Source organism: Campylobacter coli (assembly GCA_039516895.1).
GTDB classification, from domain to species: Bacteria; Campylobacterota; Campylobacteria; order Campylobacterales; family Campylobacteraceae; genus Campylobacter_D; species Campylobacter_D coli_B.
Genome location: CP154437.1, coordinates 274,302 through 297,996, shown reverse-complemented (window position 1 = coordinate 297,996; position 23,695 = coordinate 274,302). Strand labels below are relative to the sequence as shown.

Here is a 23,695-nt window from a genome sequence, read left to right as displayed (position 1 = left end):
TTCCTTATAAAGTGATGATTTTTGCCTTGCCACAAAGCTCATTTAAAATCTCATAAGCATTACCAATGCTTCCTATCTTAAGCTCCTTGCTTTTTCCAAAAAATTCTAAACAAGCTCCACAGCTTATAATCTCAACACCTAATTTTTCAAGTTCTTTCATTGCCAAATGAGCTCTATGACTCTCATCTACATTGATAAAAACACTTTCATTGACACAAAGAATTTTACTCGGGATATTTTCTACATTTTTTAAAGTACTTAAAAAACCTACGAGTAAATTTTCTCCTAATTTGCCATCACCTACTTTGTCTGTCTTTAAAAATAAAACATTATATTCATCTGTACTGGCTTTGGAAAAATCAAGCTCTTGCTTTTTTACCCTTATATAAAATTCATTATTATTTTCTTCGATATCAGCGTGTAAATTCAAAGAAGCTAAAAATTTCAAAACATTATTTTTAGAAATAACAGAATTTAATACAATTTCTAAAATTTCATTATTTTGAAGATTTTGAAGTGCTTTTTTTGTCTCAACAATAGGCTTAGGACACTCAAGATTTCTACAATCAATTCTCATTATTTCTCCTTGATTTAATAAACAAAATAATAATACTTTCTTGCTTTTTTTGTCTTTAAATCAAAGAAATATGCAAGCTTATTAAATTGCTTGCATTTAAAAATTGAAAAAAACTAAGCTTAAAAATTATTTTTTATGTTTAAAAAACAATTCTTTAAAGCGCTTATTGGCATATTCTTCGATATCTTTTTGCAAAATAGCGTAATTTTCCATAAGCTCCATAGCTCTTGGCGTAAGCTTGGTGCCTGACTCCTTAGAACGACCCTGCCTTGAGCTTACTAAAATTTCTTGAGAATTTTTTTGTAAAACTTGCAAATGCATCCAAGCTTTTTTATAATTTATCCCCATAAGTTTTGAAGCATGAAGTAAACTTCCTGTTTGTCCTATGAGTTCTAAAAGCTCGGTTTTTCCTTTTCCAAAAAGCAAATCTCCGTCTGCATTTTCTATCCAAGTCTTAGTTCTAACTACAAACTGCTTACCTTTTTTTTCTTTAAAACAACCAAGTTGGCAATATTTCACATCAATTTTATATGCTTTTAAAGCAGAACGCATTGATTTTAATCCACAGCCCTCTTTGGCAATATCTCTTGCATCCTTGCAAAAAATTCTACGCTTTTCATCTAAACTAGGCTCTACCTTTCTTAAAACTTCTATTTTTGCTTTTTCAAAATCAAGATGACCAAATTGCCCAAGCTCGCAATTATCAATACGAATTCCATTGATATCTGCTATTTTACCTATCTCTTCTATGGCTACATCAAATTTCTTAGCGATTTTAAAAGCTGTTCCACAATCAAGCTTTTCATTGCTATTTAAAAGCTCTTTCATATAAGCTAGTATTTCTTTATTTTTATCCATTGATTCTATTTTCTCCACTATAAATATTGATATTTTCACCCCTTGCAAAGCCACAAAGTGTTAAATCAAATTTTCTTGCTATCATGACACCTAAACAAGTAGGGGCTGTACGCGAAATAAGAACAGGAATTTTGTGCATCACCGCCTTAGCCACCATTTCAGAACTAAGCCTTCCGCTAACCATTAAAAAACATTTGCCAAGCTCTACTCCCGCAAGTCTTGCCTTTCCTAAAGCTTTATCTATGGTATTGTGTTGGGCTATATCCTCACCTATAAAAAAAGTATCTTTATCGACAAAAAGTTTGGCTGTGTGTACACAACCTGTTTTTTCATAAAGATCGCATTGAGTATAAAATTCACTCATTTGTTTTAAAATTTCATCTTTATTAAATTTTACCGCACTTGTGATTTTACTTGCTTCTATACTTTGTGGATCAATATTGGCTGTATGAGCTCTACCACAACCGCTTATCACCACGCCTTCAGCATTCAGCTTGGCTAGATTTTCTTTATCAATCTTAGCTTTAATATGCACACTCATGCCATCATCTTTAGTTTCTATACTCTTTATATCAGATACCTTAGCAATGATATTTTCACTCATCAAATACCCCACCGCCAAAGCTTGCTCATCTACAGGAGTTGCCATTAAAGCGCCTACTTTTTCATCATTGATAAAAATTTCAAGTTTGATTTCACGCACTAAAGTATCATCACAAGTAAATAAATCTTTGCCTTTGTATTTTAAAATTTGAGTTGTAAATAAGGGTTCCATTATCATCTCTTTATCAATAAAATTATAAAAGTATTATATCAAAAAAATATAATTATAAGAAATATATGAAAATATAGGCATTTCATTTTATGCATTTTTGATAATTAAAAGTATTTTTTTATAAATTTTGGACTTCAAAATTTGTGAAAATCTCCTAAAAAATTTTAAGAGATTTTCACAGAGTAAAATTTAAATTTTTACATTAGGATCATAAGAAAAACTAGGTTCGATTTGTTTTTTATTGCTTAGTTCCTTATACCAATAGCTATGCAAAATATAAACCTCTTCTTCTTCTTTATATCCGCTTACCATAGAATGAATACTTCCTTTAATAGCAAATACCGCCATATAAATGTGAATTCCAAAGAATACTGCACAAATGATTCCTAAGAAATTGTGAATAATAGCTGAAAGTCTTAAAAGCTCGATTTGTGTTAAACCAAAAAGACCTTGAATGGCAGTAGAATTAAAATCAAGAAAATACATAAAGCCGCCTGTGATAATCATCAAAAATCCACCAAATACGGCAATATAATACCAAGATTTTTGCCCAAAATTAAATTTACCCGCAGGAACAGGGCGTTTTACTTTGCTTAAATAGCCACCCACTATCATCATCCATCTTATATCATAGCTAGCAGGAAGCATTCTTTTTATCCACCATAAAAACATAGGAATAATAGAAATGATAAATAAAATCGTTGCAAAAGCGTGCAAATTTTTACACACCCTTACAAACATACCGCCTCCAAAGGTTGCTCCAAACATCATCACAAAACCCGTAGGTACCAAAATCACCCACGAAATAGCCGCGATAAAATGGAAAATTCTTTCAAACAAAGAAAATGCATAAATTTTCTTTCCATCATGAGAAAATTGTTTTGGACCTATCACCATATAATGCAAAGCAAAAGCTGAAAAAACCGCAATCATCGCAATCAAAGCTATAGTAGCTATATACTCACCTTGCAAAGTAGTCCAAAGCTTGCCAAAAGTGTCATAATTTGGAATATTTGTAATACGATGAAAATCCCAAATTTGTGTATCTTGTCCCATTCGTTCACTGCCATAGGCAAACAAACTTACAAAAGTGCTTAAAAGTGTTATCAATATTTTTTTCATAAGCGTTCCTTTCCTATGTAAGCAATTTTCCATTCTATACTTTGCGAAGGATTAGCAATTCCATAACCCCTACTTTGCAATCTGCTATGATAAATTTCTTCTATCTTGGAGCTTTCACCTACTAAAAGTGCTTTAGTCGAGCACATAGCTGCACATACAGGTACTTTTCCTTCAGCGATACGATTTTGCCCATAAAGCTCTCTTTCTTTTTCTGAATTTGTACTTTCAGGTCCACCTGCACACATCGTACATTTATCCATGATGCCTTTGTTACCAAATACGCTATCTTTTGGAAATTGTGGAGCACCAAAAGGACAAGCATAAAGACAATAGCCACAACCTATACAAATTTCCTTATCGTGCAAAACAATACCATCTGCACGGATATAAAAACAATCCACAGGGCAAACTATAGCACAAGGTGCATCATCACAATGCATACAAGAAATCGAAGTAGAAACTTCTTTTCCTTGCACTCCTTCATTAAGGGTGATGACACGACGACGACGGATATTGATAGGAAGTTCGTGCGCTTCATCACAAGCTACCGAACATCCATTACAATCAATACAACGCTCATTATCACAAAAGAATTTCAAGCGTTCTTTTTCTAAATTTGCAAAATTTACCTTACTCATCTTTTACACCCCATCTTTTGAGATACGGCATAGGCCGCCTTTGGTTTCAGGAATTTGACACATAATGTCATAACCATAATTTGTAACTGTATTTGCACTTTCTCCACTTGCATAAGGTTTGGTTCCTTTAGGGAAATTATGCGTTAAATCCACACCCTGCATCACACCTGTAAAATGGAAAGGCAAGAAAATCATATCTTTTGCTACACCTGGATTGAGTTTTACCCTCACATGAATTTTAGTTCCTTCTGGAGAATGCACCCAAATCATATCTCCTGCTTTAATCTTTTGCTCATTTGCAAGTTCAGGATTTATCTCACAAAACATCTCAGGTGTTAAACGAGTAAGATACATCGAAGCTCTATTTTCCATGCCTGCACCATTTAAATTTACAAGCCTTGCTGTAACTAGGTTGAGTGGGAATTCTTTAGAATAATCCTTAGCCTTTTGCACAGAAACAAATTTCGTATCCACACGATAAAGCGCTTTTTGATCTTCAAAACTAGGATATTTTTGCACCAAATCATTTCTTGGAGAATGAAGCGGTTCACGGTGAAGTGGAATTTGATCTTTAAATGTCCAAACCACCGCCCTAGCTTTAGCATTTCCATAAGGCACTATACCTTTTTCTATACATTTAGTTGCTATGATATTGCTATCATCATAAGACCAAATTGCACCCATCTTTTCTTTTTCTTCAGCACTTAAGGTAATACCTAGAACTTTTTCTATATTATCTTTAGTGATTTGTGGATAACCTGTATCTATAGGTGAATTTATCGGAGCATTTTTAGCCAATAAATTTTCACCTTCATACTCAAGGCCAAAATTATTTCTAAATCCCATACCACCTTTTGCCACTTCGATATCGGTATTATAAAGTACAGGAGAACCTGGATGTTTATCACTCCAGCAAGGCCAAGGAAGTCCATAGTATTCACCCGCTAATTCATCTTTACCTTCTAAGGTTACCTCATCAAATTTATCCCAATGTAAAGTATGTTTTTTAAGTCTTTCAGGACTCCAACCATTAAGCCCTATGCTTCTAACCGATCTTGCGATTTCTCTTGTAGCATTTTCAGGCCAAACGATCTTACCATTTTCATCGCGTAAAGTTTTAGTAAAGTCCTCATAAAAACCTAATTTTTTAGCAAGCTCAAATAAAATTTCTTGATCTTCTTTGCTTTCATAAAGTGGATCTATAACCTTAAATCTCCATTGTCCGCTACGATTTGTAGCTGTTACACTTCCACTTGTTTCAAACTGCGTTGCAGCAGGTAAAAGATAAATTCCATCTTTTTTTTCTGCGATAATCCCTGCTTCATTGACAAAAGGATCAGCTAAAACCAAAAGTTCTAAAGCTTCCAAACCTTCTTTAACTTTAGCTTGCTGTGCAGTTGAAGTGATACCATTTCCCATTACCACCAAAGCTTTTAAAGGCGTTCCTGCATTATCCACTTTATCATTTCCATCTTTGCCATTTAAGGCTGCAGCCCACCACCTAGCAAGTGAAAGTCCGGTTTTATGCATCCAATCTTTGTTTACAAAATTTCCCAAAAGCCACTCATAATCAACACCCCAAATCTTAGCATAATATCTCCAAGTCGCTTCATTTAAAGGGTAATAACCTGGTAAATTTTCACTCAAGCACGCCATATCTGAAGCACCTTGCACATTATCGTGTCCGCGTAAAATATTTACCCCGCCACCAAATTTACCTATATTTCCCAAAACCATTTGCACTATAGGAGCCAAACGCGTATTTGAGGTTCCTACGGTGTGCTGTGTTAAACCCATAGCCCAAATCAATGTAGTCGGTTTATTTTTAGCTACTTCATGAGTGATTTGAATAAGAAGTTCTTTAGAAATTCCTGTTACATTTTCTACTTCTTCAGCAGTCCATTTTGCAGCTTCTTCACGAATTTTATCGATACCAAAAACTCTTTCATCAAGGTATTTTGTATCTTCTAAACCTTCATCAAAAATGATTTTTAACATTCCATACATGAAAGCAATATCAGTACCTGGACGAATTCTTGCATAAATATCTGCTTTTGCTGCACTCTTTGTAAATCTAGGATCTACAACGATAAGCTTAGCACCTTTTTCTTTTGCTTTTAAGAAGTGTCTAAAACCTACAGGGTGATTTACTGCTGGATTTGCTCCAATAATAATAATGCATTTACTTCTTTGAATATCTCCAAGATGGTTTGTCATAGCGCCATAACCAAATGTATTCGCCACACCGGCGACTGTTGCGCTGTGTCAAATTCTAGCTTGATGATCTACATTATTGGTTCCAAAAAATGCTGCGAATTTTCTTATATAATAAGCTTGTTCATTATTTAGTTTTGCAGAACCCAAAAACATAACGCTTTCTGGATTTTCTTTACGATAACCTGCTAATTTTTCTCCGATTTCACTTAAAGCTTGTTCGTAAGAAATGCGTTTCCATTCTCCATTTTCTTTTTTCATAGGGTATTTTAAACGCACATGAGAACGCACCATATCGATCATATCAGAGCCCTTACAGCAATGACCTCCGGAGCTAACAGGATGATCTTGTGCGATTTCTTGGCGTAACCACACTCCGTTTTGAACCTCTGCGATAATTCCACAGCCCACAGAACATGCGGTACATACACTCTTAATCTTTTGACTTCCTTCATAAGCTTCTTTTAATTCATCTGCATTTGCTTCTCTTAAAGTTTCGCTTCTAGCTAGCAACGGACTTGCCAAACTTGAAAGCGCAGCCATTTTAAGAAAAGAACGGCGATTAAGCTTGATAGTTTCATTCATACTTGACATTATTCAGCCCTCATATAATATTTTTCCCAATTAGCACTTCTTTGATAAAGTACTTCCTTTTTTTTGCTTTTGCCTCTAACAAGATCTTTTCTTTCTTCATCTTGCCCAAAAGCTACACTTGCACCGCCTAAAAGACTTGCAGTACCCAAAGCAATAGCAGATTTTTTAAGAAATTCCCTGCGATTTTTCACGAGACCTCCTTTGTTTATTTGCTTCTCTTCTTAAAAATTCAGAACGAGATAAATCATTTTGAACTTTTTTGGAAGGTTTTGTGGTAGGTTTTTCAAGTTCAAAACAATATCTTTCAAATTCTACAAACTGCACAGCAATATTTGCTATTTCTTTATAAAGCTTTGCTTTTGAATTTGAAAAAATAAGCATTAAAAATTCATCAATACCTTGATTGATGACTTTTTCAAACAATGCCTTAGCAAGTTCATCTTCCTTATTTTTTAGAAATTCACTCATCAAAATAAAACAAAATCCTACACTATCTTCAGCTTCTTTAAAAATTTTTTCATTGCGGCGGACTTTACTTTTAGCTAAAATCTGCCTTACATTAAGCAATGCTTTTGAATTTTCAAAACCTTCTTCTATATAAGAGAAAGTCATAGGAATAGTATTTTTAAGTGCTAAAAAAAGCTCGTCGTATTCTTTATAAAATGCTTGGAGATCTTGCGTATCTTTTAAATTAGAAAGTAAAATTTCAAAACTTGTTCTTAAACTTTCATCAAATAAACCCTCTTGCATAGCTTCTAAATAAGCTTTTAAATTGCATAATCTATTTTCGGAAAATGAAAAAACGAAAAGTTCTCCTAAGCACTGATAATAAAGACTTCTAGCTAATCTTAGTTTTTCTAAATCCATTTTTAACTCATTCAAATTTTTGAAGATTTGTCGTTAAATAATTTGCAAAATAATATTATGCAAATTACACCTAATTTTCCTTCTTAATCCTTATTTTTGACTGATTTATCTTAATATGATTTGTTTTAAAATAAACTGAATTTTTCTTAAAAATCTGCCTGATCTGAAAAAATATAATTTAGCTTTAAAAGCCTATAAAATAGCATTTTAATGGATATTTTTAAAAAAAGTTGCATAAAATATTTAAGCCTAAAAAACAAAACTTTCATTTTGTCATTTAAAAAATATTTTATGCTAAAAAGAAATAATAAAATTATTCTTCCAAAAAATTTTTAATTTCTTAAAGCATAATCCTTATAAGAAAATTCTCTTATCATTTCAAGTTCATTTTTGGAATTCAAAAGCATTAAATTTGGAAGTCTTATGCCATTAAAAGTTGTGTTTTTTACTATAGAGTAATGAATTTGATCTAAAAATACCACCCTATCTCCGCGTTTTAATTCCTCTTTAAAGGCGTATTCTCCCATCACATCTCCGGCTAAACAAGTATTTCCTGTAAGCAAATAAGCAAATTCATTTTCTTTTAAATCTGAAATTTTTTCATTTTCTCTTGTTGCTAAAATTCTAGCATTTAAAACCTCGCTTGTATAAGGCATGATGATAGTATCAGGCATATGAGCTTCGCTTGAAGTGTCTAAAATAGCAATTCTTTTCTCATTTTCAACTATATCCACTACACTTGCTACTAAAACCCCACTTTGCCAACCCACAGCTTCTCCTGGCTCAAGATAAACTTGCACGCCATATTTATCGCTAAATTTCTTACAAAGAGTGATGATTTTTTGGATATCATAGCCCTGTTTTGTGATATGATGTCCCCCGCCAAAATTGACCCATTTCATCTGTTTAATCCATTTGCCAAATTTCTCTTCAAAAACCTTTAAAACAGCTTCTAAAGCATCTGCACTCTCTTCGCAAAGTGCATGAAAATGAAGTCCTTCTACTCCACTTAAATCACAATTTTCTAAATCCTTGCTCAAAATCCCTAGTCTAGAATATTTCCCGCAAGGATTATAAAGCTCTTTAGGAGCAAAAGAAAATTCTAAATTACAACGAAGCCCTAAAGAGTTATTAGTACACAAGGATTTAAATTTATCAAATTGATACAAAGAATTAAAAACAATATGATGGGATAAATGAGCAATCTCACTCATTTCATCTTCTTTAAAAGCAGGCGAATAGGTATGAATTTCTTTATCCATGTATTCTTTAGCAAATTTTGCTTCCCAAAGCCCACTACAAGTACAGCCTTTAAGATACTCACCCACAATTTTCATCGCCCCTGAAAAAGCAAAACCTTTTAGAGCTAAAAGCACTTTAGCTCCGCTTTTTTCACCAACATTTGCTAAAATTTCACAATTTTTTCTTAATTTATCTTCCTCCAAAATATAAGCTGGAGTGTTTTTTAACTGATCTAAATAACTCATCACAATCATCCTTTAAATTAATTCTAAAATAATACCAAAAAAACATTTATTAAATAAGTTAACAATTGATCGTATTTACATAATAAAATATAACTTTTCTGTAATTTTAATGTAAAATATAAAAAAAGGAATAAAGACAAATAGAAGAATTTTTCTTAAATTTAATACCTTGGGTTTAACAAATTGCTAGATGTAATTATACTATGATCATTCTAAAATGAATACACGCAAACATGAGTCACTCAAGTCACAATACGCACGATATAAATACCTTTTAAAGAATTTACTCTAAAAATTAAAACTTCTAAATATTAATAAAATTTCAAACAGAAAAACCAACCCTTTTAGCCCTCGAAAAAATTCTTTCATAAGCCATAGAAATAGTAGTAAATGAGATAGAAATTACCAAATAATCCAAAATTCTTAGGCTCTGTAAGTTGCATCAAAATTTAACCATAAACAATAAAAAAGCGAAATAAAATTTTAAATTAGTTAAAAATGATGGTAAAAACCCCTATATTCTATCTATACTTAACTAATGCTAACATCAAAAATAGTACTAAAATATCTTAAAAATTTAAGATATTTTCAACCTTTAGAAGAGTTAAAGAATTTTAAAGAAATTACTTATAAATGAAAATCATCATAAAATACACAGCATTATAAAAAATAGATAAGAAATCAAAAGCGGATTTTTAGAACCTTAAAAGATGTGATTGAAATCTAAAATGATGAGTTTAGGAAATTTATTATTGATTTAATATTGCCCAAAAACTTAGAACTAAAAATATTAAATAAAATTTAAAATAAGTAAAAACACAAACTTACTTTTAAGCCTTTTTAGTAAAATACACCAAAAGTTTAAAGTTTGTAACACTTTGGCTCTAACCTGCTTTCACCAGAAAGAGAAAACATAAAACAAATTCCTCAAAACGAGTTAAAAAATACTTACGGAAAACCTCTTATTTTTCAAATTTTTGTAAAAATTATAAAAAATGAAATTTTTCCTTTTATGAAACTATTTTTAAGTTTAAATTTATGGGGGGGGGGTATAATAGAAATTTCATAATTCACCAATCTAAAGGAAAAACATTGAGATTAATTATTTGTTTTATTTTGCCTTGGCTCGGTTTTTTGACAATCAAAAGACCTTTTGCTGCTTTGATTTGTTTTCTTTTGCAAATCACTCTTATTGGCTGGCTACCTGCTATGATTTGGGCTATTTATGCTCTTAATCAATACAAAACAGACCAAAAAATCACAAAAGCTTTAAAAAAGTAAAATAAGGAGACTTAATGAAATATATTTTATGTATTTTTCTAACTTTTATTTTAAGTGCTTGCTATCAAAAAGGTTTAGAAGTCAAGCAAAATAAATTAGACACTATTGTTATAGGAAAAAGTACACAAGAGGATGTTGAAAAAATCATAGGCTATCCTGCAAGAAAGACAACCTTAGGTAACAAAGAAGTATGGTATTATGATTTTACCAGAATTACTTCACTTCCAGGGTTTAATAAGGATGAAAGCACAGTTTTTGAATTTAATAAAAAGGGTATAGTAGTTAAAAAATACAAAACTCAAGGTTCGAACAATAGCAATCCCTTACTGAATTAAACTACAATAATTAAAAAATAAACAAAAAATGCAAGTTTGATTCTAACAATATTCTTGCATTTTTTACAATCAAACTTAAGTTTACATATTATTTATATTTTCATCAATTTCACCGCTATTGCAAATTATAAACCTTATTATTAAAATAAAAAAATATCAATAGACTTTAAAACATTTATGTTATACTAAAAACATTTTTAAAAAATTGGAGTTATTATGGTTAGTGTAGAATTTTTAGGTCCTATCAATAAACCAAAACTAGAATTAAACATAAAAAATTTAAAAGAATTAAAAGCAATTTTACAAGAAGATGAAAGCTTAAAAGAATGGTTAGAGCTTTGCGCTGTATCTTTAAATGATGAAATCGTATTTGATGAAAACACTAGCTTAAAAGATGGTGATAAAATCGCACTTTTACCACCGGTTTGTGGGGGTTAAATGAGTGAATTTATATTGACAAATAATGCCTTAGATATTCCGCAAATTTATGCAAAATGGTATGAATTTGCTAAGGATAAAAATTGTGGTGCTTTGCTGACTTTTTGTGGTATAGTGCGCGAAGAAGGAGGCATTGAAGCACTTAGCTTTGATATTTATGAGCCACTTTTGAAAAAATGGTTTGATGAATGGCAAAAAAGAGTTGAAGAAGAAGGTGTGATCTTGCTTTTTGCACATTCAATCGGAGATGTAAAAACACATGAAAGCTCTTATCTAGCAGGAGTTTTAAGCAAGCAAAGAAAATTAGGGCTAAAACTCATCAATGAATTTGTAGAAGATTTTAAAGCAAGCGCGCCCATTTGGAAATATGATGTGATAGACAAGCAAAGAATTTACGCCAAAGAAAGATCAAGCAAACTTTGTGGAGCGGGGCTTTTAAAACCATAATTTAATTTTTTAAAATCAATCTTGACAAATGAAGGAATAAAAATGCTAATGTCTTATGAAGAAAGTCTAAAAATTTTACACTCTCATATCAAGCCTTTTTCAAGAGTGGAAAAAATAGCTCTTACTGAGTGTTTGGGGCGAATTTTAGCTCAAGATATAAAAGCGAGCAAAAATCAGCCTGAATTTTTAACCTCGGCCATGGATGGTTATGCTATCAAATTTGAAGATCAGGACAAACCTTTAAAAATTTTAGGCATCACACCTGCAGGGACTATGCCTGAATTTAAAGTAGAAAACGATACTTGTGTCAAAACCTTTACAGGATCGCTTATGAGCGAAGGAAGTGATACTTTAGTGCCTGTTGAAAATGTTCGTGTGGAAAAAGATACACTTTTTATAGAAAAAAAGGTTTCTAAAGGCTTTGCAGTTAGAGAAATTGGAGAAAATTATAAAAAAGATGAAATTTTACTCAAAAAAGGCACAAAACTAAGCTATAGCGAAATAGCTCTTTTGGCCGAACTTGGATTTTTTCACATCAGTGTGTTTATAAAGCCTATCATAGGAGTTTTAAGCAGTGGGAGCGAGATAAAAGATCTAGGAGAAGCCTTAGAAAATCCTGCTCAAATTCGATCTTCAAACCATATCGCCATAGCCAGCTTAGCTAAGAATTTAAATTGCGATACAAGGGTTTTTCCACTTTTAAAAGATGATGAAAAAGCTACTTTTTCTACCCTTGAAAGCGCATTGCAAAGTTGTGATATTTTGGTTACGACGGGCGGAGTTTCGATGGGAGATTTTGACTTTTTAAAAAAAGCTATTAAAGAGTATGAACTCATCATCGATAAAGCAGATATCAAACCAGGAAGACATATCAAGATAGCTAAGGCTAATGAAAAATTCATCATCGCTTTACCAGGTTTTCCTTACTCGGCTATGGTAATGTTTAATCTTTATGCAAGAGAGATTTTAAACTCTTGGCTACTTCAACCAAAAGACTATATTTGCAAAGCCTTTTTGCAAGGAAGTTATAAGAAAAAAACACCTTATTTGGAATTTGTTGCTTGCAATGTGGAATTTAAAAATGGACGCATTTTGGCAAATTTAGAAGGAAAAAAAGAAGGCTCAAGTGCGATCATAAATAATCTTAACAATAAAGCCGCACTGATGATAGCGCCAAAAGAATGTGAAATTTTAGAAAATGAAAGCTTGGTAGATATTATCTTCATGCCTTGAAATTTGTCAAAAAGGTTTAAATCGCCTTTTTGACTTCTTTTTGCCCTTTTAAACTAAGCCAAACGATTAAAAATGAAATGAAATAAGCAAGTGTAAATGAAATACTGATATAAAATATTATATCCACTATCGTTGCTTGTAATCTTATACTACCTAATAGCCCAATAAAAGTATAAAATATCTTACTTGCAATTTCACCACAAACAAAAAATGCAAAAACAAGATAGAAAAGTTTTTCTTTTGTAGCTTGAACTAAAGCTTTAAAGAAGAAAAAGGCGATGATAATGCAGACTATACTTATAATTTTATCCAAAATAAAATTTTCAATAAAAACATCTTCGCCCATTATTAATTTTAAAATAAAGCGCAAATTCCATCCAAAAATAACCAAAACCTGCCATATAAGAAAATAAATAAACATTTTATAAGTTTTTAGCTTTTTACAAAATAAAAACACACCTAATAAAGCTAAAAATGTTGCTATATGAACTAAAACATATCGAATATCAACAAGATTGTATATCAACTTATCATAATCCTCAAAATAAAAAAATCCTCTCCGTATGGATTGAAATATAATTCTTTGAGTAAATTTTAAACCAAAAATAACAAAAGACAAAACCAAAAACAAAGCCATTGTAATTTTAATCCATTTTAAATCAAAATCAAAAACCTTTTTTTGTGTTTTCACCGCCATTTCTTGCGAATGTGAAAATTCTTGCTTATCAAGTTCTTCAAATTTTATCCATGCGAAAATCCAAAAAATCAAACTTGCCAGTAAAAACACCAAACCTATGCCGATAATCAAAGTAAGAAGCCCTAAATAACAAGTATTAAAAGCATAAATGAAATACTTTTGCTTTGTTACTCTAGCAATTTCATAGTAAAAAGCTTTCAAAAAAGGAAAAATTAAAGCCAAAGTAATGATAAAAAGCACGCTAAAAGTGGTTATGGCTGAAAATATACTATCTTGATTAAAATAAAAGTTACCAAAAAAGTCAATTCTAGGCTTCAAAATCACAAATAAAGAACTTGTGCTAACAAGCGTACCAAAAAAGCTAATTCCGGTGGCAATAAAGAAATTTTTAAATAAATTTTTAGCACCGCCATAGATTTTTAAATCATAAAGCAAGATAAAAAATAAAATCCAACTCACAAGATTAAATAAAACCCCAAGATAAGGAATAATACTTAAAAATCCACAAACAATACTTGCTATAGCTTTAAAGCGAATTTCTTTTATCTTCTTTTGAAGTAAAATTTCATGTAAATTTTGCATTAAAATTCCTTAAAAAATTAAAAAGGATATTTTACTGAATTTTGTATAAAATGCAATCATTATATATAAAATATTTTCAACTTAAGCTATTTTGAGATTATTTTAATCATAACAAAATCTCTTACGATCTTCACACTGACGCTCTTATAAAATCTTATATATCAAACTTATCAAGATATCTTTTGAAAATATTTATAATGAAAATACGAAAAATAACTTTAATATAAGTTTATTTTTGTAACAATATTAATTAAATATTAATATATTAAAAATAGTCATGAAATTTAAGCATTAATTATAGGAGAAAACATGCCAGTTTTTATGATATGTTCTACACTTTTAGCAGTAATTGTCGTTGCTTATTATATACTTAAAAAATACAATCCTATTTTTGTATTTTTACTTTCAGGTATTATCTTGCTTATTTTTGCTTTTTATATCACAGGAGCACCTATACCCAAAGCCCCAAGCAGAGAACATGCAAGTTTTTTAGATGTTTTACTTGATAGTTACGCCTTTATCACGGAAACTTTTAAAAGTCAGCTTTCTGGGGTAGGACTTATTATCATGAGTGTAGCAGGTTTTGCTGCTTATATGAAACACATCAACGCTTCAGCTAAACTCGCTTTTTTAGCAAACAAACCCTTGGGGAAAATTAAAAATAAATATTTGATTTTAAGCGGGACTTTTGTCGTTGGAATGGCCTTAAAAATTGTTATTTCTAGTTATGCTGGACTTCTTTTACTTTTATTAGCATGTATTTATCCTGTTTTAATCTCACTTAAAATCCGTCCTATTACGGCTGTATGCGTGCTTTCTTTAATTGCACTTGATTATGGTCCAAAAGATGGAAATTCAATCAATATGGCAGATATGGTAGGACAAAGCGATAATGTCGTAGGACTTTTTTTAAATTATCAAATTTATAGCGTGATTGCTTATGTGGTAGTTATTGCCATCTTAATACCCTTTTATTTTGCTTGGGTAGATAAAAGAGATAAAGAAAAAGGAATTTTAAATGATGAAGTTGAAATTCCACCAATCATTGATCCCAAATGCCCTACTTTTTATATACTCTTTCCTTGGTTGCCTGTTGTATTTTTATTTATAGCATATTTTTTTACCATCAAGCTTGATGTTGTAACAGCAAATTTTTTAAGTATTTCCTTGGTTTTTCTTGTTGAATTTGCAAGACATAAAAATGCTAGAAAATTAGGTGAAGATATGATGGTGATTTTAAAGGCTATGGCTGAAATTTTCATCTCTGTTGTAAGTATTATAATTGCTGCTGGAGTCTTTGCTGAAGGCATTAAAGCTTTAGGCGGGATCAATATCCTTGCTAATGCTGTTTCAGATCTTGGGACAGGAAATTTTGCGTGGTTTGGCATACTTTTAAGTATAACTGTTTTAAGCTTTTTAGTTTATTTTGCTACAGTGATTATGGGAAGTGGGATTGCTGCTTTTAATGCTTTTGGGAAATTAGCTCCTGATATAGCTACAAAATTAGGCGTTGCGCCTATCACTTTTGTTTTACCTATAGAAATTGCATCTTGTTTAGGGCGCGCAGCCTCACCCATAGCAGGTGGGATCATAGCTTTAGCTGGATTTGTAAAAGTAGATCCAATGGATATTATAAAACGCACCACTCCACTTTTACTTATAGCCATGATAATCAATATAGCTGTTGCCTTTTATCTAGCACAAAGCAATCCTTTGCCTAAAGAAAATAATATAAAAACTCAAACCTTACTCAAAACAAATTGATAGATTTATATCTATCAATTATCAAAAATTACATTAAAAAGATAAGTTTTTCAAATTCTGTTCTGCTTTTTGGGTAAAAGTTTCGTAAATTTTTCTGTATTCTTTTTGCCAACCTGGTTTTACTATCAAATGATCAAATTTACCTCCATAGCTTCCACCACCAAACCTATATGCTGTAAGCTCTCTTGTAAAAGCCAAGGTAGGAATTTGTAAAATATCGCAAAGATGTAAATTACCCGTATCTATAGTAACTAAAAAATCTAGTTTTTTAGAAATACTTACTAAAGAAGCAATGCTAGCATTATTGACAAAGACTTTTAAATTTGAACTTGGATCGATATTATACTGAATAGAATTTTTATCATAATTTAAAAGCACAAATAGATACTTAGGGTATTTCAAAGAAAGCTGCCTTGCGAGTCCTATCCAATCCTTTATAAAAAAATTACATCCCACGTATTCACTATAATTTGAAAAAGCATTAATTCCTATAATTTTTTCATATTCTATATCTATTTTATCAAAAAAATCATCACTTAATTTTGTATCGTAAGGCAATAGATTTTTGACTTTAGAAAAATTAATTTTTGCAAAATTCTTATCAAAATGTTTAGCATTAATTGCTCTAACTAATTTTAGAACAATTTCACTCATATGCTTTTTAGCTCTAAAAAATGGAAAAGGTGTAGTAAATTTTTTAGAGCTTATGCTAACAAAATGAGGATACACTATGCATTTTTGAATATTTAAAAGTTTTAATTTTTTAAAATACGAACCCTGTCTTCTTGTGCTGATAAAAATTGCTGGATTTTTATTTTCAATTAGTTCAAAAAAATCATTTTTATAAATTAAAACCTCATCAATAAATGAGATTTTTTCTAAAAAACTGCCCTCCATCGCACCATCGGTCAACAAAGATAGTTTATATTCTGGATAAAGCTGTTTGATAGCATACAAAGCTTTAAAACAAACCAATAAATCTCCAAAACCATCTGCGTGAAATAGTATTTTCATTTTTATCGTCCTATTTATATTTATATAAAAATTTCGCTTTTGTTACCTTAACAAATTTTAGCATTTTTTTGCCCTTTTAAATTAAGCCAAACAATTAAAAATGAAATGAAATAAGCGACCTTAAAAAGCAATATGTAATTATCTATGATTGTTTTTATAGGACTTTTTGTAAAGATATAATAATTATCAACCATCATAAAAATAAATGAAGTTAATATTATCAAAATTTCTATACAAACAAAAAATACAAAAACAAGATAAAAAAGCTTTTCTTTTGTGATTTGAACTAAAGTTTTAAAGAATAAAAAGGCTAAAATAATATAACAAAGATTTAATGCCATCATCAAACTTCCATATGCAATTAATATATCATTTATTATCAAAGCAGGGATAAAAAGAAGATAGCTACCAAAAACACTTAAACCTTGCCATATGAAAAAATAAATAAAAAGTTTGTAATTTTTTATCTTTTTACAAAACAAAAACACACTAAGCAAAGCTAGGATTATGGCTGTGTAAAATAAAGTTTTTTTTGTGTAGTAAAACCTAAAATCTTCAAAGTCAATAATTTCTAATATAAACGAAAATGTTAAAACGAGCAAGTTTAAAATTATAAATGAAGCCATTGTGATTTTAATCCATTTTAAATCAAAATCAAAAACCTTTTTTTGTGTTTTTGCTAATCTTTCTTCTAAATTTGAAAGTTCTTGCTCATCAAATTCTTTAAATTTGACCCACGCTAAAATCCAAAAAACCAAACTTGCTAGCAAAAACACCACGCCTATGCCGATAATCAAAGTAAGAAGCCCTAAATAAAAGGTATTAAAAGCATAAATGAAATACTTTTGCTTTGTTGCTCTAGCGATTTCATAGTAAAAAGCTTTCAAAAAAGGAAAAATTAAAGCCAAAATAGCAAAATGTAATACTAAAAATATAGCAATAGCCATAAAAATATTATCTTGATTAAAATAAAGCCCACCAAAAATGCCAGTTCTAGGCTTTAGCATTGCAAATAAAATACTTGTATTAACAAGAATACCAAAAAATCCAATCCCTGCAATAATAAATAAATTTTTAAATAAATTTTTAGCACCGCCATAGATTTTTAAATCATAAAGCAAGATAAAAAATAAAATCCAACTCGCAAGATTAAATAAAACCCCAAGATAAGGAATGATACTTAAAAATCCACAAACAATGCTCGCTATAGCTTTAAAGCGAATTTCTTTTATCTTCTTTTGAACTAAAATTTCATTTAAGCTTTGCATTTTTATCCTTTATTTAATACATTCACACAAAAACATTTCGCTTTTATCATCTTTGGCAATTTTTTTATCAAAAGAAGAATAAATAAAAAAACGCTCAAATTCAAGTTCTTCTAAAATATTTTCAATTTCTTTTAAATCATAAAGATGGATTTTAAAGTCCATCTTTTCACTTTGCAAAAGTTTATCTTTATCGTATAATTCATAAATAGAAGGCGAAAATTGCGTTTTAGAAATTTCATCATAATGATTTTTATTCTTTAAAATGAGATCTAAATTTTGCTCTGTTTTGACTTTAATGCTTATTTTATAATCACTATCATCTTTACATCTTGTCATAATAGTATCAAGTGCAAAAACTAATTTTCCACCTTTTTTTAAAAAAGATTTTAAATTTCTTAAAAGCCTTTTGCACTCATTTATATCAGTAATCAAGCACAAAGAACCTGAACTGATAAAAATATAATCAAAATCTTCATCACTATGATAAGCCAAAACATCGCATTTTGTGATTTTTGCATTGGGGGCTTTTTCTTTTAATTTTTCCAACATACTAGTAGAATTATCCACCCCACTAACATCAAAACCACTTTCTATAAAGGGCAACAAAAACCGCCCACTTCCACACATTAACTCTAAAATTTTATCTTTCTTATTTGCATAAGAAAGATAAAAGTCTAACTCATTCTTAGGGGCTTTTGTGTGCAAAATTTCATACATTTTCGTGCATAAAAAATCATAATAATTTGTTTTCACTCCAAAACAACACCTTCGTTAATCGTGATTTCACCGATGATAAAAGCGTCTGAGTTTTCTAAAACCTTGCTTACATTAGATGGATCTACAACCATTACTAAACCTACACCCATATTAAAGCTTCTATACATTTCACTTTCTTCTACAGCTTGTCCTATGGTATAGAAAATTTCAGGGGTTTTAAGATGATGTTTGCGTATAGTTGCTCCCATTCCACGAGGTAAGACGCGTGGTAAATTTTCTACCAAACCACCCCCTGTGATGTGCGCTAAAGCATTGATATAAGGCTTTAAAGTAAGAAAATCGCGTACATAAATTCTTGTAGGTTCTAATAAAACATCGATTAAATTTTTACCCTCTATTTTATCATCAAATTTCAGTTTTAAACTTTCAAAAAGTACTTTTCTAGCTAAAGAATAGCCATTTGAATGAAGTCCTGAGCTAGGAAGCGCAAGCAAAATATCGCCATTTTTAACAAATTTACTTCTATCGATCTCATCTTCTTCAGCCATACCCACTGCAAAACCTGCAAGATCAAAATCATCTTTTGCATACATTCCAGGCATTTCAGCAGTCTCTCCGCCTATTAAAGCACAATTTGCCATTTTACATCCACTAGCAATACCTGCTACAACTGACTTTGCAACCTCTACTTCAAGCTTAGCCGTAGCGTAATAATCCAAGAAAAACAAAGGAGTGGCAAAATTACAAATCAAATCATTCACGCACATTGCTACTAAATCTTGCCCTATGGTATCGTATTTTTTTGCATCAATAGCCAAACGAAGTTTAGTCCCAACACCATCTGTAGCCCCCAAAATTACAGGATTTTTAAAGCCACTTGGCATTCTAAAAGCTCCAGCAAAAGAGCCTATACCACCTACAACTTTATCGTTAAAGGTTTCTTTTACCAAAGGTTTGATCGCCTCTACAAAGGCATTACCATTATCTATACTTACTCCAGCATCTTCGTATGAAATTTTCATTTATTTTCCTTTAAGAACTAAAAAGGTATTTTAACGAAAAAAGTTTTAATAAGGCATAAGATGAAAAATGCTTTTTTTGTAACCGCCTCGATAGCCTGTGGCAAAAGCACTTTTATAGAAATCGCAAATTCTTTGGGTTTTAAAAGCATTAGCGCAGACAGTATCGCTCATGAAATTTTAGATAAATATGCTTTGGAACTGGCTCAAATTTTTTCTAAATTTCACAAAAAAAATTTATTGAAAGCAGAAGGTAAGATAGATAGAAAAATTCTTGGAGAAATTGTTTTTCAAAATAAAGAAGCCAAAACCATATTAGAAAATTTCACCCATCCTAAAATTCGTGCTAAAATTTTAGAACAAATGCAAATTCTAGAACAAGAAAATAAACCTTTTTTTGTAGAAATTCCTCTTTTTTTTGAAAGCGGTGCTTATGATGGTTTGGGAAAAATTATCTTAATCTATGCTCCTAAAGAACTTAGCTTAAAAAGAATCATACAAAGAGATAATTTAAGCTTGGAAGCTGCAAAAGCGAGGCTTGATTCTCAAATGGATATTGAAGAAAAACTTAAAAAAGCAGATTTTATCATTAAAAATACTGGCTCTTATGTCGATTTTAGGCAAGAATGTGTTAAAGTAATACAAAATATTTCCAAAGGACAAATGTGAAGCTTTATAAATATTGTGCAAGTGGCAATGATTTTGCCATAATGAATGCAAATGAAAAAAAAGACAGAAGTGCTTTAGCTAAAGAACTTTGCAATCGTTATGAAGGCATAGGTGCAGATGGCTTTATAGTGATTTTACCTCATGAAAAATACGATTTTGAATGGGAATTTTACAACAACGATGGCTCAACAGCCTCAATGTGCGGAAATGGCTCAAGAGCAGCAGCACATTTTGCACATCATATAAACGGCATTAAGCCTCATATGGCTTTTCTTACCGGAGCAGGAGTTATAAAAGCAAATGTTGATAACAACAGCGTAGAAGTTTCTTTGGGTAAAATAAAAAATATACAAAATGCCTTTAATGAGTGCGAAAAAAGCTGGCAACTTTGCGATACAGGAGTTCCACATTTGGTGCATTTTTGTAAAAATTTAGATGAGTTTGACCTTAAGCTTTGTAAACAAATGAGAGAAAAATATAATGCAAATGTGAATTTTGTAAAAGTTGAAAACGACAATACTTTAAAAGTTCGCACTTTTGAAAGAGGTGTAGAAGATGAAACGCAAGCATGTGGCACGGGCATGGGAGCTTGTTTTTATCTTGCATTCTTAAACAAAAAAATCCACAATCAAGCTAGAATCATCCCAAAAAGCGGTGAAGAGCTGAGTTTTAAATTCGAAAATGAAGAATTATTTTTTAAGGGAAAAGTGAGATATTGCTTTGAAGCGGATTATAATTTTTCTTAGTTTTTATTTACTCCCTCTTTTTGGCGATAGCGAGCTTAAAAATGGTTTTGGAGAGGAGTATTATAAACTCAATGTAGAACAAAAAAGACAAATATTTTTCACCAAAATGAATGCAATGTTTGATAAAAGTTTTGAAGAAATAGCTAAAGAAAGAGCCTTTGTAGAAGCTTTTTTTTATGATGTATATAAAAATGGACTTAGACATTCAAACCAAAGCAATCTAGAAAAGCTGATCGATCTTAAAAACAGATACCGCGTTGAAAATCTTTATGATTTTACAGAATACAAAAAACGCATTCAAAAAATTCCAAAATCCATGGGTATGGCCCAAGCTTTGGTAGAAAGTGCCACGGGAACCAGTCGTTTTGCAAGAGAGGCAAATAATCTTTTTGGAGAATGGACTTGGGGAGAAAAGGGCTTAACCCCCGATCTAAGACATCCTGATAAAAAACATAAAATTAGAATTTTTGATAGCTTGCAAGATAGTGTGGATTCTTATGTGCTGAATTTAAATCGACACTTTGCTTATGAGGAATTTCGTAATAAAAGAGCTAAATTTGAAAGTGAAGGCAAAGAAATAACAGGACTAGAGGCTATCAAAACTTTAGATTCTTACTCCGAGCGCAAGGGCTATTATATCAATATCGTTACTAAAATCATCCAACGATACGATCTTGAGCGATACGATGTTTCAAATTCTTTTTAGCCTTAGCTAAAAGCCAAGTGAAAATTTATCAAAAGGTAAAACTTCAAATTTCACCCCTTGCTCAAAAAAGCTATCTTCGCTCGAAAGAGTGATGAAAACTACATGAAAAATTCCAAGTTCTAAACTCTTAGAAAGGATTTTTTTAGCGCGCAATTTGATCAAGTCTATATCCAATGTCGGACTGGAAATATATGCGATTTTTGAAGCCTTACTATAAAATGTAAAAAATTTATTGTAAAAAAATTCTTGTTTAAATTTAAAAAGCTCATTTAAAATAAGATTTTCAAACAAATGAGCAAAATCTTTTTGTATGCATAGATTGTTTCTTAAGCCAAAATCTCTAAAATAAATTTTTTGAAGCTTTTTTTCATCGTGGCTTATAGGATGAATAATATAGGTATTTTCAAGCTCTTTTATGGTGTGATAAACGCTATCTTTAGATGTTTTTAGCTTTTTTTTAAGCTCTAAAAAAAGCTTGGAAATACTGATTTGCTGTCCTAAATTTAAAGCTAGATATTTTAAAATTTCAAGCTCTAGGGTGTTGAAATTTTGCCTTAAAAGTATATTTTTTTCACCTAATTTACTACGCCCACTTTGTAAAAAAAGTCCCACTAGATTGTTTATCGGTAAGTTTTTTCTACTGATACTTACAAATTCTTCAAAGTCAAAATAATCAAGCTCAAGCTCTTGAAATCCTTCGATATGCAAATCTTTTTTATCTGTACTGATGATGATAGGAATTTTAATATCTTGTAAATTTAAGGCAAAATCAACATTATAAATACAAAGAAATTTTATCTGGGCATTTTTTTCTAAAAAATTTGAAAGATGTTCTAAGCTTTGGTTTTCAAAACGAGTATCATACAAATTTAAAAACAAAATTTCATTGGGTTTAAATTGGGACAAATAGTTAAAAATCAAGGTTTTTTTACCACTAAATTTTGGCCCTTTGATGATGATATTACAAAAAGGAATTTGCACCTTTCTTTCATAACTTGTTTCAAATTTGGGATGATTTTCATAAAAAAAATTCAATACCTTCAAATCTTATCCTTTTAAAAAGGAAAATTATAACATATTTAAAAGCTCATTTAATCACTAACCATTTGGCAATTTTCACAAATTTATCACTATCTTTAAACATAGAAAATAAATTTTTTAGACATTAAAAGTCCATTTTTATATTGTATAATTTTACAAATACCAAGAAAGGGTTGAAATGGCTTTAGTAGTTGATACTATACAAGAATACACTATCAAAAAAGGTACAAAGTCTTTTTGGATGTGTTTTAACACTCCAAACAATGATTTTCATGTCAATAACAAAATATGAAAATATTTTTGATAAAAACAAAACAGACTATAAGGCTAGAGATGAATTTTTAACTTTTATGAAAGAAAATTTCCCAAAAACAAAACTTATTAAGGTGTTTAATACAGCTTCGGTGGGGTGTTTGCTATATCCTTATTTAGAAAGCATTGCTGTTAATTGCGAAGAAGGATATAAAGTTTATAGGACTATAAGTGAAAAATACGAAGATGAAAACTGTATGCCAAAATCCATAAATGCTGTTTTTTGGGAAATGAGTTTTGAAGTAGCTCAAGAGCTACACGAGGCGAGGAAATTTGATTATGATAATCTTTAAA

Annotated in this window: 25 protein-coding genes; 10 read left to right on the top strand and 15 right to left on the bottom strand. The window is 30.7% G+C overall.

From position 1 onward, the window contains the following. Positions 1-4: 4 nt before the first annotated feature. The 9 genes from yedF to nspC form a co-directional block, all read right to left on the bottom strand. Positions 5-577 carry a sulfurtransferase-like selenium metabolism protein YedF gene (gene yedF, locus AAID94_01400; protein XAK24204.1) on the bottom strand — a complete coding sequence of 191 codons (573 nt, stop codon included), beginning with the start codon at positions 575-577 and terminating at the stop codon, positions 5-7. Between the two features lie 126 nt (positions 578-703). Further along, complete coding sequence (locus tag AAID94_01395; GenBank protein ID XAK24203.1) at positions 704-1,435, bottom strand: winged helix-turn-helix domain-containing protein; 732 nt, start codon at positions 1,433-1,435, stop codon at positions 704-706. Then, complete coding sequence (fdhD, locus tag AAID94_01390) at positions 1,428-2,210, bottom strand: formate dehydrogenase accessory sulfurtransferase FdhD (GenBank protein ID XAK24202.1); 783 nt, start codon at positions 2,208-2,210, stop codon at positions 1,428-1,430. The genes AAID94_01395 and fdhD overlap by 8 nt, the downstream gene beginning before the upstream one ends. A 189-nt stretch (positions 2,211-2,399) precedes the next feature. Then, positions 2,400-3,332 carry a formate dehydrogenase subunit gamma gene (locus AAID94_01385; GenBank protein ID XAK24201.1) on the bottom strand — a complete coding sequence of 311 codons (933 nt, stop codon included), beginning with the start codon at positions 3,330-3,332 and terminating at the stop codon, positions 2,400-2,402. After that, entirely contained in the window at positions 3,329-3,970 is a 642-nt protein-coding gene (gene fdh3B, locus AAID94_01380) for a formate dehydrogenase FDH3 subunit beta (GenBank protein ID XAK24200.1), read from the bottom strand. Before fdh3B ends, AAID94_01385 begins: the two co-directional genes overlap by 4 nt. A gap of 3 nt (positions 3,971-3,973) precedes the next feature. After that, positions 3,974-6,778 carry a molybdopterin-dependent oxidoreductase gene (locus AAID94_01375; protein XAK24199.1) on the bottom strand — a complete coding sequence of 935 codons (2,805 nt, stop codon included), beginning with the start codon at positions 6,776-6,778 and terminating at the stop codon, positions 3,974-3,976. Then, the gene (locus tag AAID94_01370) at positions 6,778-6,969 is read right to left on the bottom strand and encodes a twin-arginine translocation signal domain-containing protein (GenBank protein ID XAK24198.1); all 192 of its coding nucleotides are present in this window, start codon (positions 6,967-6,969) and stop codon (positions 6,778-6,780) included. Before AAID94_01370 ends, AAID94_01375 begins: the two co-directional genes overlap by 1 nt. Then, positions 6,944-7,645 (bottom strand): molecular chaperone TorD family protein, encoded by a 702-nt coding sequence (locus AAID94_01365; protein XAK24759.1) that lies wholly within the window; start codon positions 7,643-7,645, stop codon positions 6,944-6,946. Before AAID94_01365 ends, AAID94_01370 begins: the two co-directional genes overlap by 26 nt. 332 nt (positions 7,646-7,977) lie before the next feature. Further along, positions 7,978-9,132 carry a carboxynorspermidine decarboxylase gene (nspC, locus tag AAID94_01360; GenBank protein XAK24197.1) on the bottom strand — a complete coding sequence of 385 codons (1,155 nt, stop codon included), beginning with the start codon at positions 9,130-9,132 and terminating at the stop codon, positions 7,978-7,980. A 1,092-nt stretch (positions 9,133-10,224) separates the two neighbouring features. On the opposite strand from nspC, the gene AAID94_01355 reads away from it, so the two are divergent. The 5 genes from AAID94_01355 to AAID94_01335 all read left to right on the top strand — a co-directional run bounded on the left by AAID94_01355 (position 10,225) and on the right by AAID94_01335 (position 12,866). Next, on the top strand, positions 10,225-10,413 hold the full coding sequence (locus AAID94_01355; GenBank protein ID XAK24196.1) for a YqaE/Pmp3 family membrane protein: 189 nt from the start codon (positions 10,225-10,227) through the stop codon (positions 10,411-10,413). Positions 10,414-10,427: 14 nt separating this feature from the next. Then, positions 10,428-10,748, top strand: coding sequence for an outer membrane protein assembly factor BamE (bamE, locus tag AAID94_01350; protein XAK24195.1), 321 nt, complete (start codon positions 10,428-10,430; stop codon positions 10,746-10,748). A 216-nt stretch (positions 10,749-10,964) separates the two neighbouring features. Further along, on the top strand, positions 10,965-11,186 hold the full coding sequence (locus AAID94_01345; GenBank protein ID XAK24194.1) for a MoaD/ThiS family protein: 222 nt from the start codon (positions 10,965-10,967) through the stop codon (positions 11,184-11,186). After that, a complete protein-coding gene (locus tag AAID94_01340; GenBank protein ID XAK24193.1) occupies positions 11,187-11,633 on the top strand; it encodes a molybdenum cofactor biosynthesis protein MoaE in 447 nt (148 codons plus the stop codon). 42 nt (positions 11,634-11,675) lie between these two features. Beyond that, the gene (locus AAID94_01335) at positions 11,676-12,866 is read left to right on the top strand and encodes a molybdopterin molybdotransferase MoeA (GenBank protein XAK24192.1); all 1,191 of its coding nucleotides are present in this window, start codon (positions 11,676-11,678) and stop codon (positions 12,864-12,866) included. 16 nt (positions 12,867-12,882) lie between these two features. Here AAID94_01335 and AAID94_01330 read toward each other — a convergent pair whose 3' ends face one another. Beyond that, entirely contained in the window at positions 12,883-13,287 is a 405-nt protein-coding gene (locus tag AAID94_01330) for an accessory regulator AgrC (GenBank protein ID XAK24758.1), read from the bottom strand. A 1,167-nt stretch (positions 13,288-14,454) separates the two neighbouring features. Between AAID94_01330 and dcuC the strand changes: the two genes are divergently transcribed. Further along, positions 14,455-15,909 carry a C4-dicarboxylate transporter DcuC gene (dcuC, locus tag AAID94_01325; GenBank protein ID XAK24191.1) on the top strand — a complete coding sequence of 485 codons (1,455 nt, stop codon included), beginning with the start codon at positions 14,455-14,457 and terminating at the stop codon, positions 15,907-15,909. A 33-nt stretch (positions 15,910-15,942) separates the two neighbouring features. Here dcuC and AAID94_01320 read toward each other — a convergent pair whose 3' ends face one another. From AAID94_01320 to purM, 4 genes are read right to left on the bottom strand one after another with little or no spacing between them, the layout of a single operon-like run. Further along, positions 15,943-16,923 (bottom strand): hypothetical protein, encoded by a 981-nt coding sequence (locus tag AAID94_01320; GenBank protein XAK24190.1) that lies wholly within the window; start codon positions 16,921-16,923, stop codon positions 15,943-15,945. A gap of 47 nt (positions 16,924-16,970) precedes the next feature. Next, on the bottom strand, positions 16,971-18,191 hold the full coding sequence (locus AAID94_01315) for a hypothetical protein (protein XAK24189.1): 1,221 nt from the start codon (positions 18,189-18,191) through the stop codon (positions 16,971-16,973). A gap of 9 nt (positions 18,192-18,200) precedes the next feature. Then, positions 18,201-18,944, bottom strand: a complete 744-nt coding sequence (locus AAID94_01310; GenBank protein ID XAK24188.1) for a class I SAM-dependent methyltransferase — start codon at positions 18,942-18,944, stop codon at positions 18,201-18,203. Beyond that, a complete protein-coding gene (gene purM / locus AAID94_01305) occupies positions 18,941-19,930 on the bottom strand; it encodes a phosphoribosylformylglycinamidine cyclo-ligase (protein XAK24187.1) in 990 nt (329 codons plus the stop codon). Before purM ends, AAID94_01310 begins: the two co-directional genes overlap by 4 nt. A 60-nt stretch (positions 19,931-19,990) precedes the next feature. Between purM and coaE the strand changes: the two genes are divergently transcribed. From coaE to AAID94_01290, 3 genes are read left to right on the top strand one after another with little or no spacing between them, the layout of a single operon-like run. Continuing rightward, the gene (coaE, locus tag AAID94_01300; GenBank protein ID XAK24186.1) at positions 19,991-20,596 is read left to right on the top strand and encodes a dephospho-CoA kinase; all 606 of its coding nucleotides are present in this window, start codon (positions 19,991-19,993) and stop codon (positions 20,594-20,596) included. Then, positions 20,593-21,342 (top strand): diaminopimelate epimerase, encoded by a 750-nt coding sequence (dapF, locus tag AAID94_01295; GenBank protein XAK24185.1) that lies wholly within the window; start codon positions 20,593-20,595, stop codon positions 21,340-21,342. Before coaE ends, dapF begins: the two co-directional genes overlap by 4 nt. Beyond that, complete coding sequence (locus AAID94_01290; GenBank protein ID XAK24184.1) at positions 21,317-22,048, top strand: glucosaminidase domain-containing protein; 732 nt, start codon at positions 21,317-21,319, stop codon at positions 22,046-22,048. Before dapF ends, AAID94_01290 begins: the two co-directional genes overlap by 26 nt. A gap of 6 nt (positions 22,049-22,054) precedes the next feature. Here the strand turns inward: AAID94_01290 and AAID94_01285 are convergent, their stop codons facing one another. Then, positions 22,055-23,092, bottom strand: coding sequence for an ATP-binding protein (locus tag AAID94_01285; protein ID XAK24183.1), 1,038 nt, complete (start codon positions 23,090-23,092; stop codon positions 22,055-22,057). 269 nt (positions 23,093-23,361) lie between these two features. On the opposite strand from AAID94_01285, the gene AAID94_01280 reads away from it, so the two are divergent. Next, positions 23,362-23,694, top strand: coding sequence for a hypothetical protein (locus AAID94_01280; protein XAK24182.1), 333 nt, complete (start codon positions 23,362-23,364; stop codon positions 23,692-23,694). Position 23,695 lies beyond the last annotated feature (1 nt).

Coding starts and splice junctions, on each gene's coding strand:
- AAID94_01280 (XAK24182.1), top strand. CDS start 23,362: ATGTCAATAACAAAATATGAAAATATTTTTGATAAAAACAAAACAGAC.
- AAID94_01335 (XAK24192.1), top strand. CDS start 11,676: ATGCTAATGTCTTATGAAGAAAGTCTAAAAATTTTACACTCTCATATC.
- AAID94_01365 (XAK24759.1), bottom strand. CDS start 7,645: ATGGATTTAGAAAAACTAAGATTAGCTAGAAGTCTTTATTATCAGTGC.
- bamE (XAK24195.1), top strand. CDS start 10,428: ATGAAATATATTTTATGTATTTTTCTAACTTTTATTTTAAGTGCTTGC.
- coaE (XAK24186.1), top strand. CDS start 19,991: ATGAAAAATGCTTTTTTTGTAACCGCCTCGATAGCCTGTGGCAAAAGC.
- AAID94_01385 (XAK24201.1), bottom strand. CDS start 3,332: ATGAAAAAAATATTGATAACACTTTTAAGCACTTTTGTAAGTTTGTTT.
- nspC (XAK24197.1), bottom strand. CDS start 9,132: ATGAGTTATTTAGATCAGTTAAAAAACACTCCAGCTTATATTTTGGAG.
- AAID94_01340 (XAK24193.1), top strand. CDS start 11,187: ATGAGTGAATTTATATTGACAAATAATGCCTTAGATATTCCGCAAATT.
- AAID94_01320 (XAK24190.1), bottom strand. CDS start 16,923: ATGAAAATACTATTTCACGCAGATGGTTTTGGAGATTTATTGGTTTGT.
- purM (XAK24187.1), bottom strand. CDS start 19,930: ATGAAAATTTCATACGAAGATGCTGGAGTAAGTATAGATAATGGTAAT.
- AAID94_01315 (XAK24189.1), bottom strand. CDS start 18,191: ATGCAAAGCTTAAATGAAATTTTAGTTCAAAAGAAGATAAAAGAAATT.
- AAID94_01395 (XAK24203.1), bottom strand. CDS start 1,435: ATGGATAAAAATAAAGAAATACTAGCTTATATGAAAGAGCTTTTAAAT.
- AAID94_01345 (XAK24194.1), top strand. CDS start 10,965: ATGGTTAGTGTAGAATTTTTAGGTCCTATCAATAAACCAAAACTAGAA.
- AAID94_01330 (XAK24758.1), bottom strand. CDS start 13,287: ATGTTTATTTATTTTCTTATATGGCAGGTTTTGGTTATTTTTGGATGG.
- dcuC (XAK24191.1), top strand. CDS start 14,455: ATGCCAGTTTTTATGATATGTTCTACACTTTTAGCAGTAATTGTCGTT.
- yedF (XAK24204.1), bottom strand. CDS start 577: ATGAGAATTGATTGTAGAAATCTTGAGTGTCCTAAGCCTATTGTTGAG.
- fdh3B (XAK24200.1), bottom strand. CDS start 3,970: ATGAGTAAGGTAAATTTTGCAAATTTAGAAAAAGAACGCTTGAAATTC.
- fdhD (XAK24202.1), bottom strand. CDS start 2,210: ATGGAACCCTTATTTACAACTCAAATTTTAAAATACAAAGGCAAAGAT.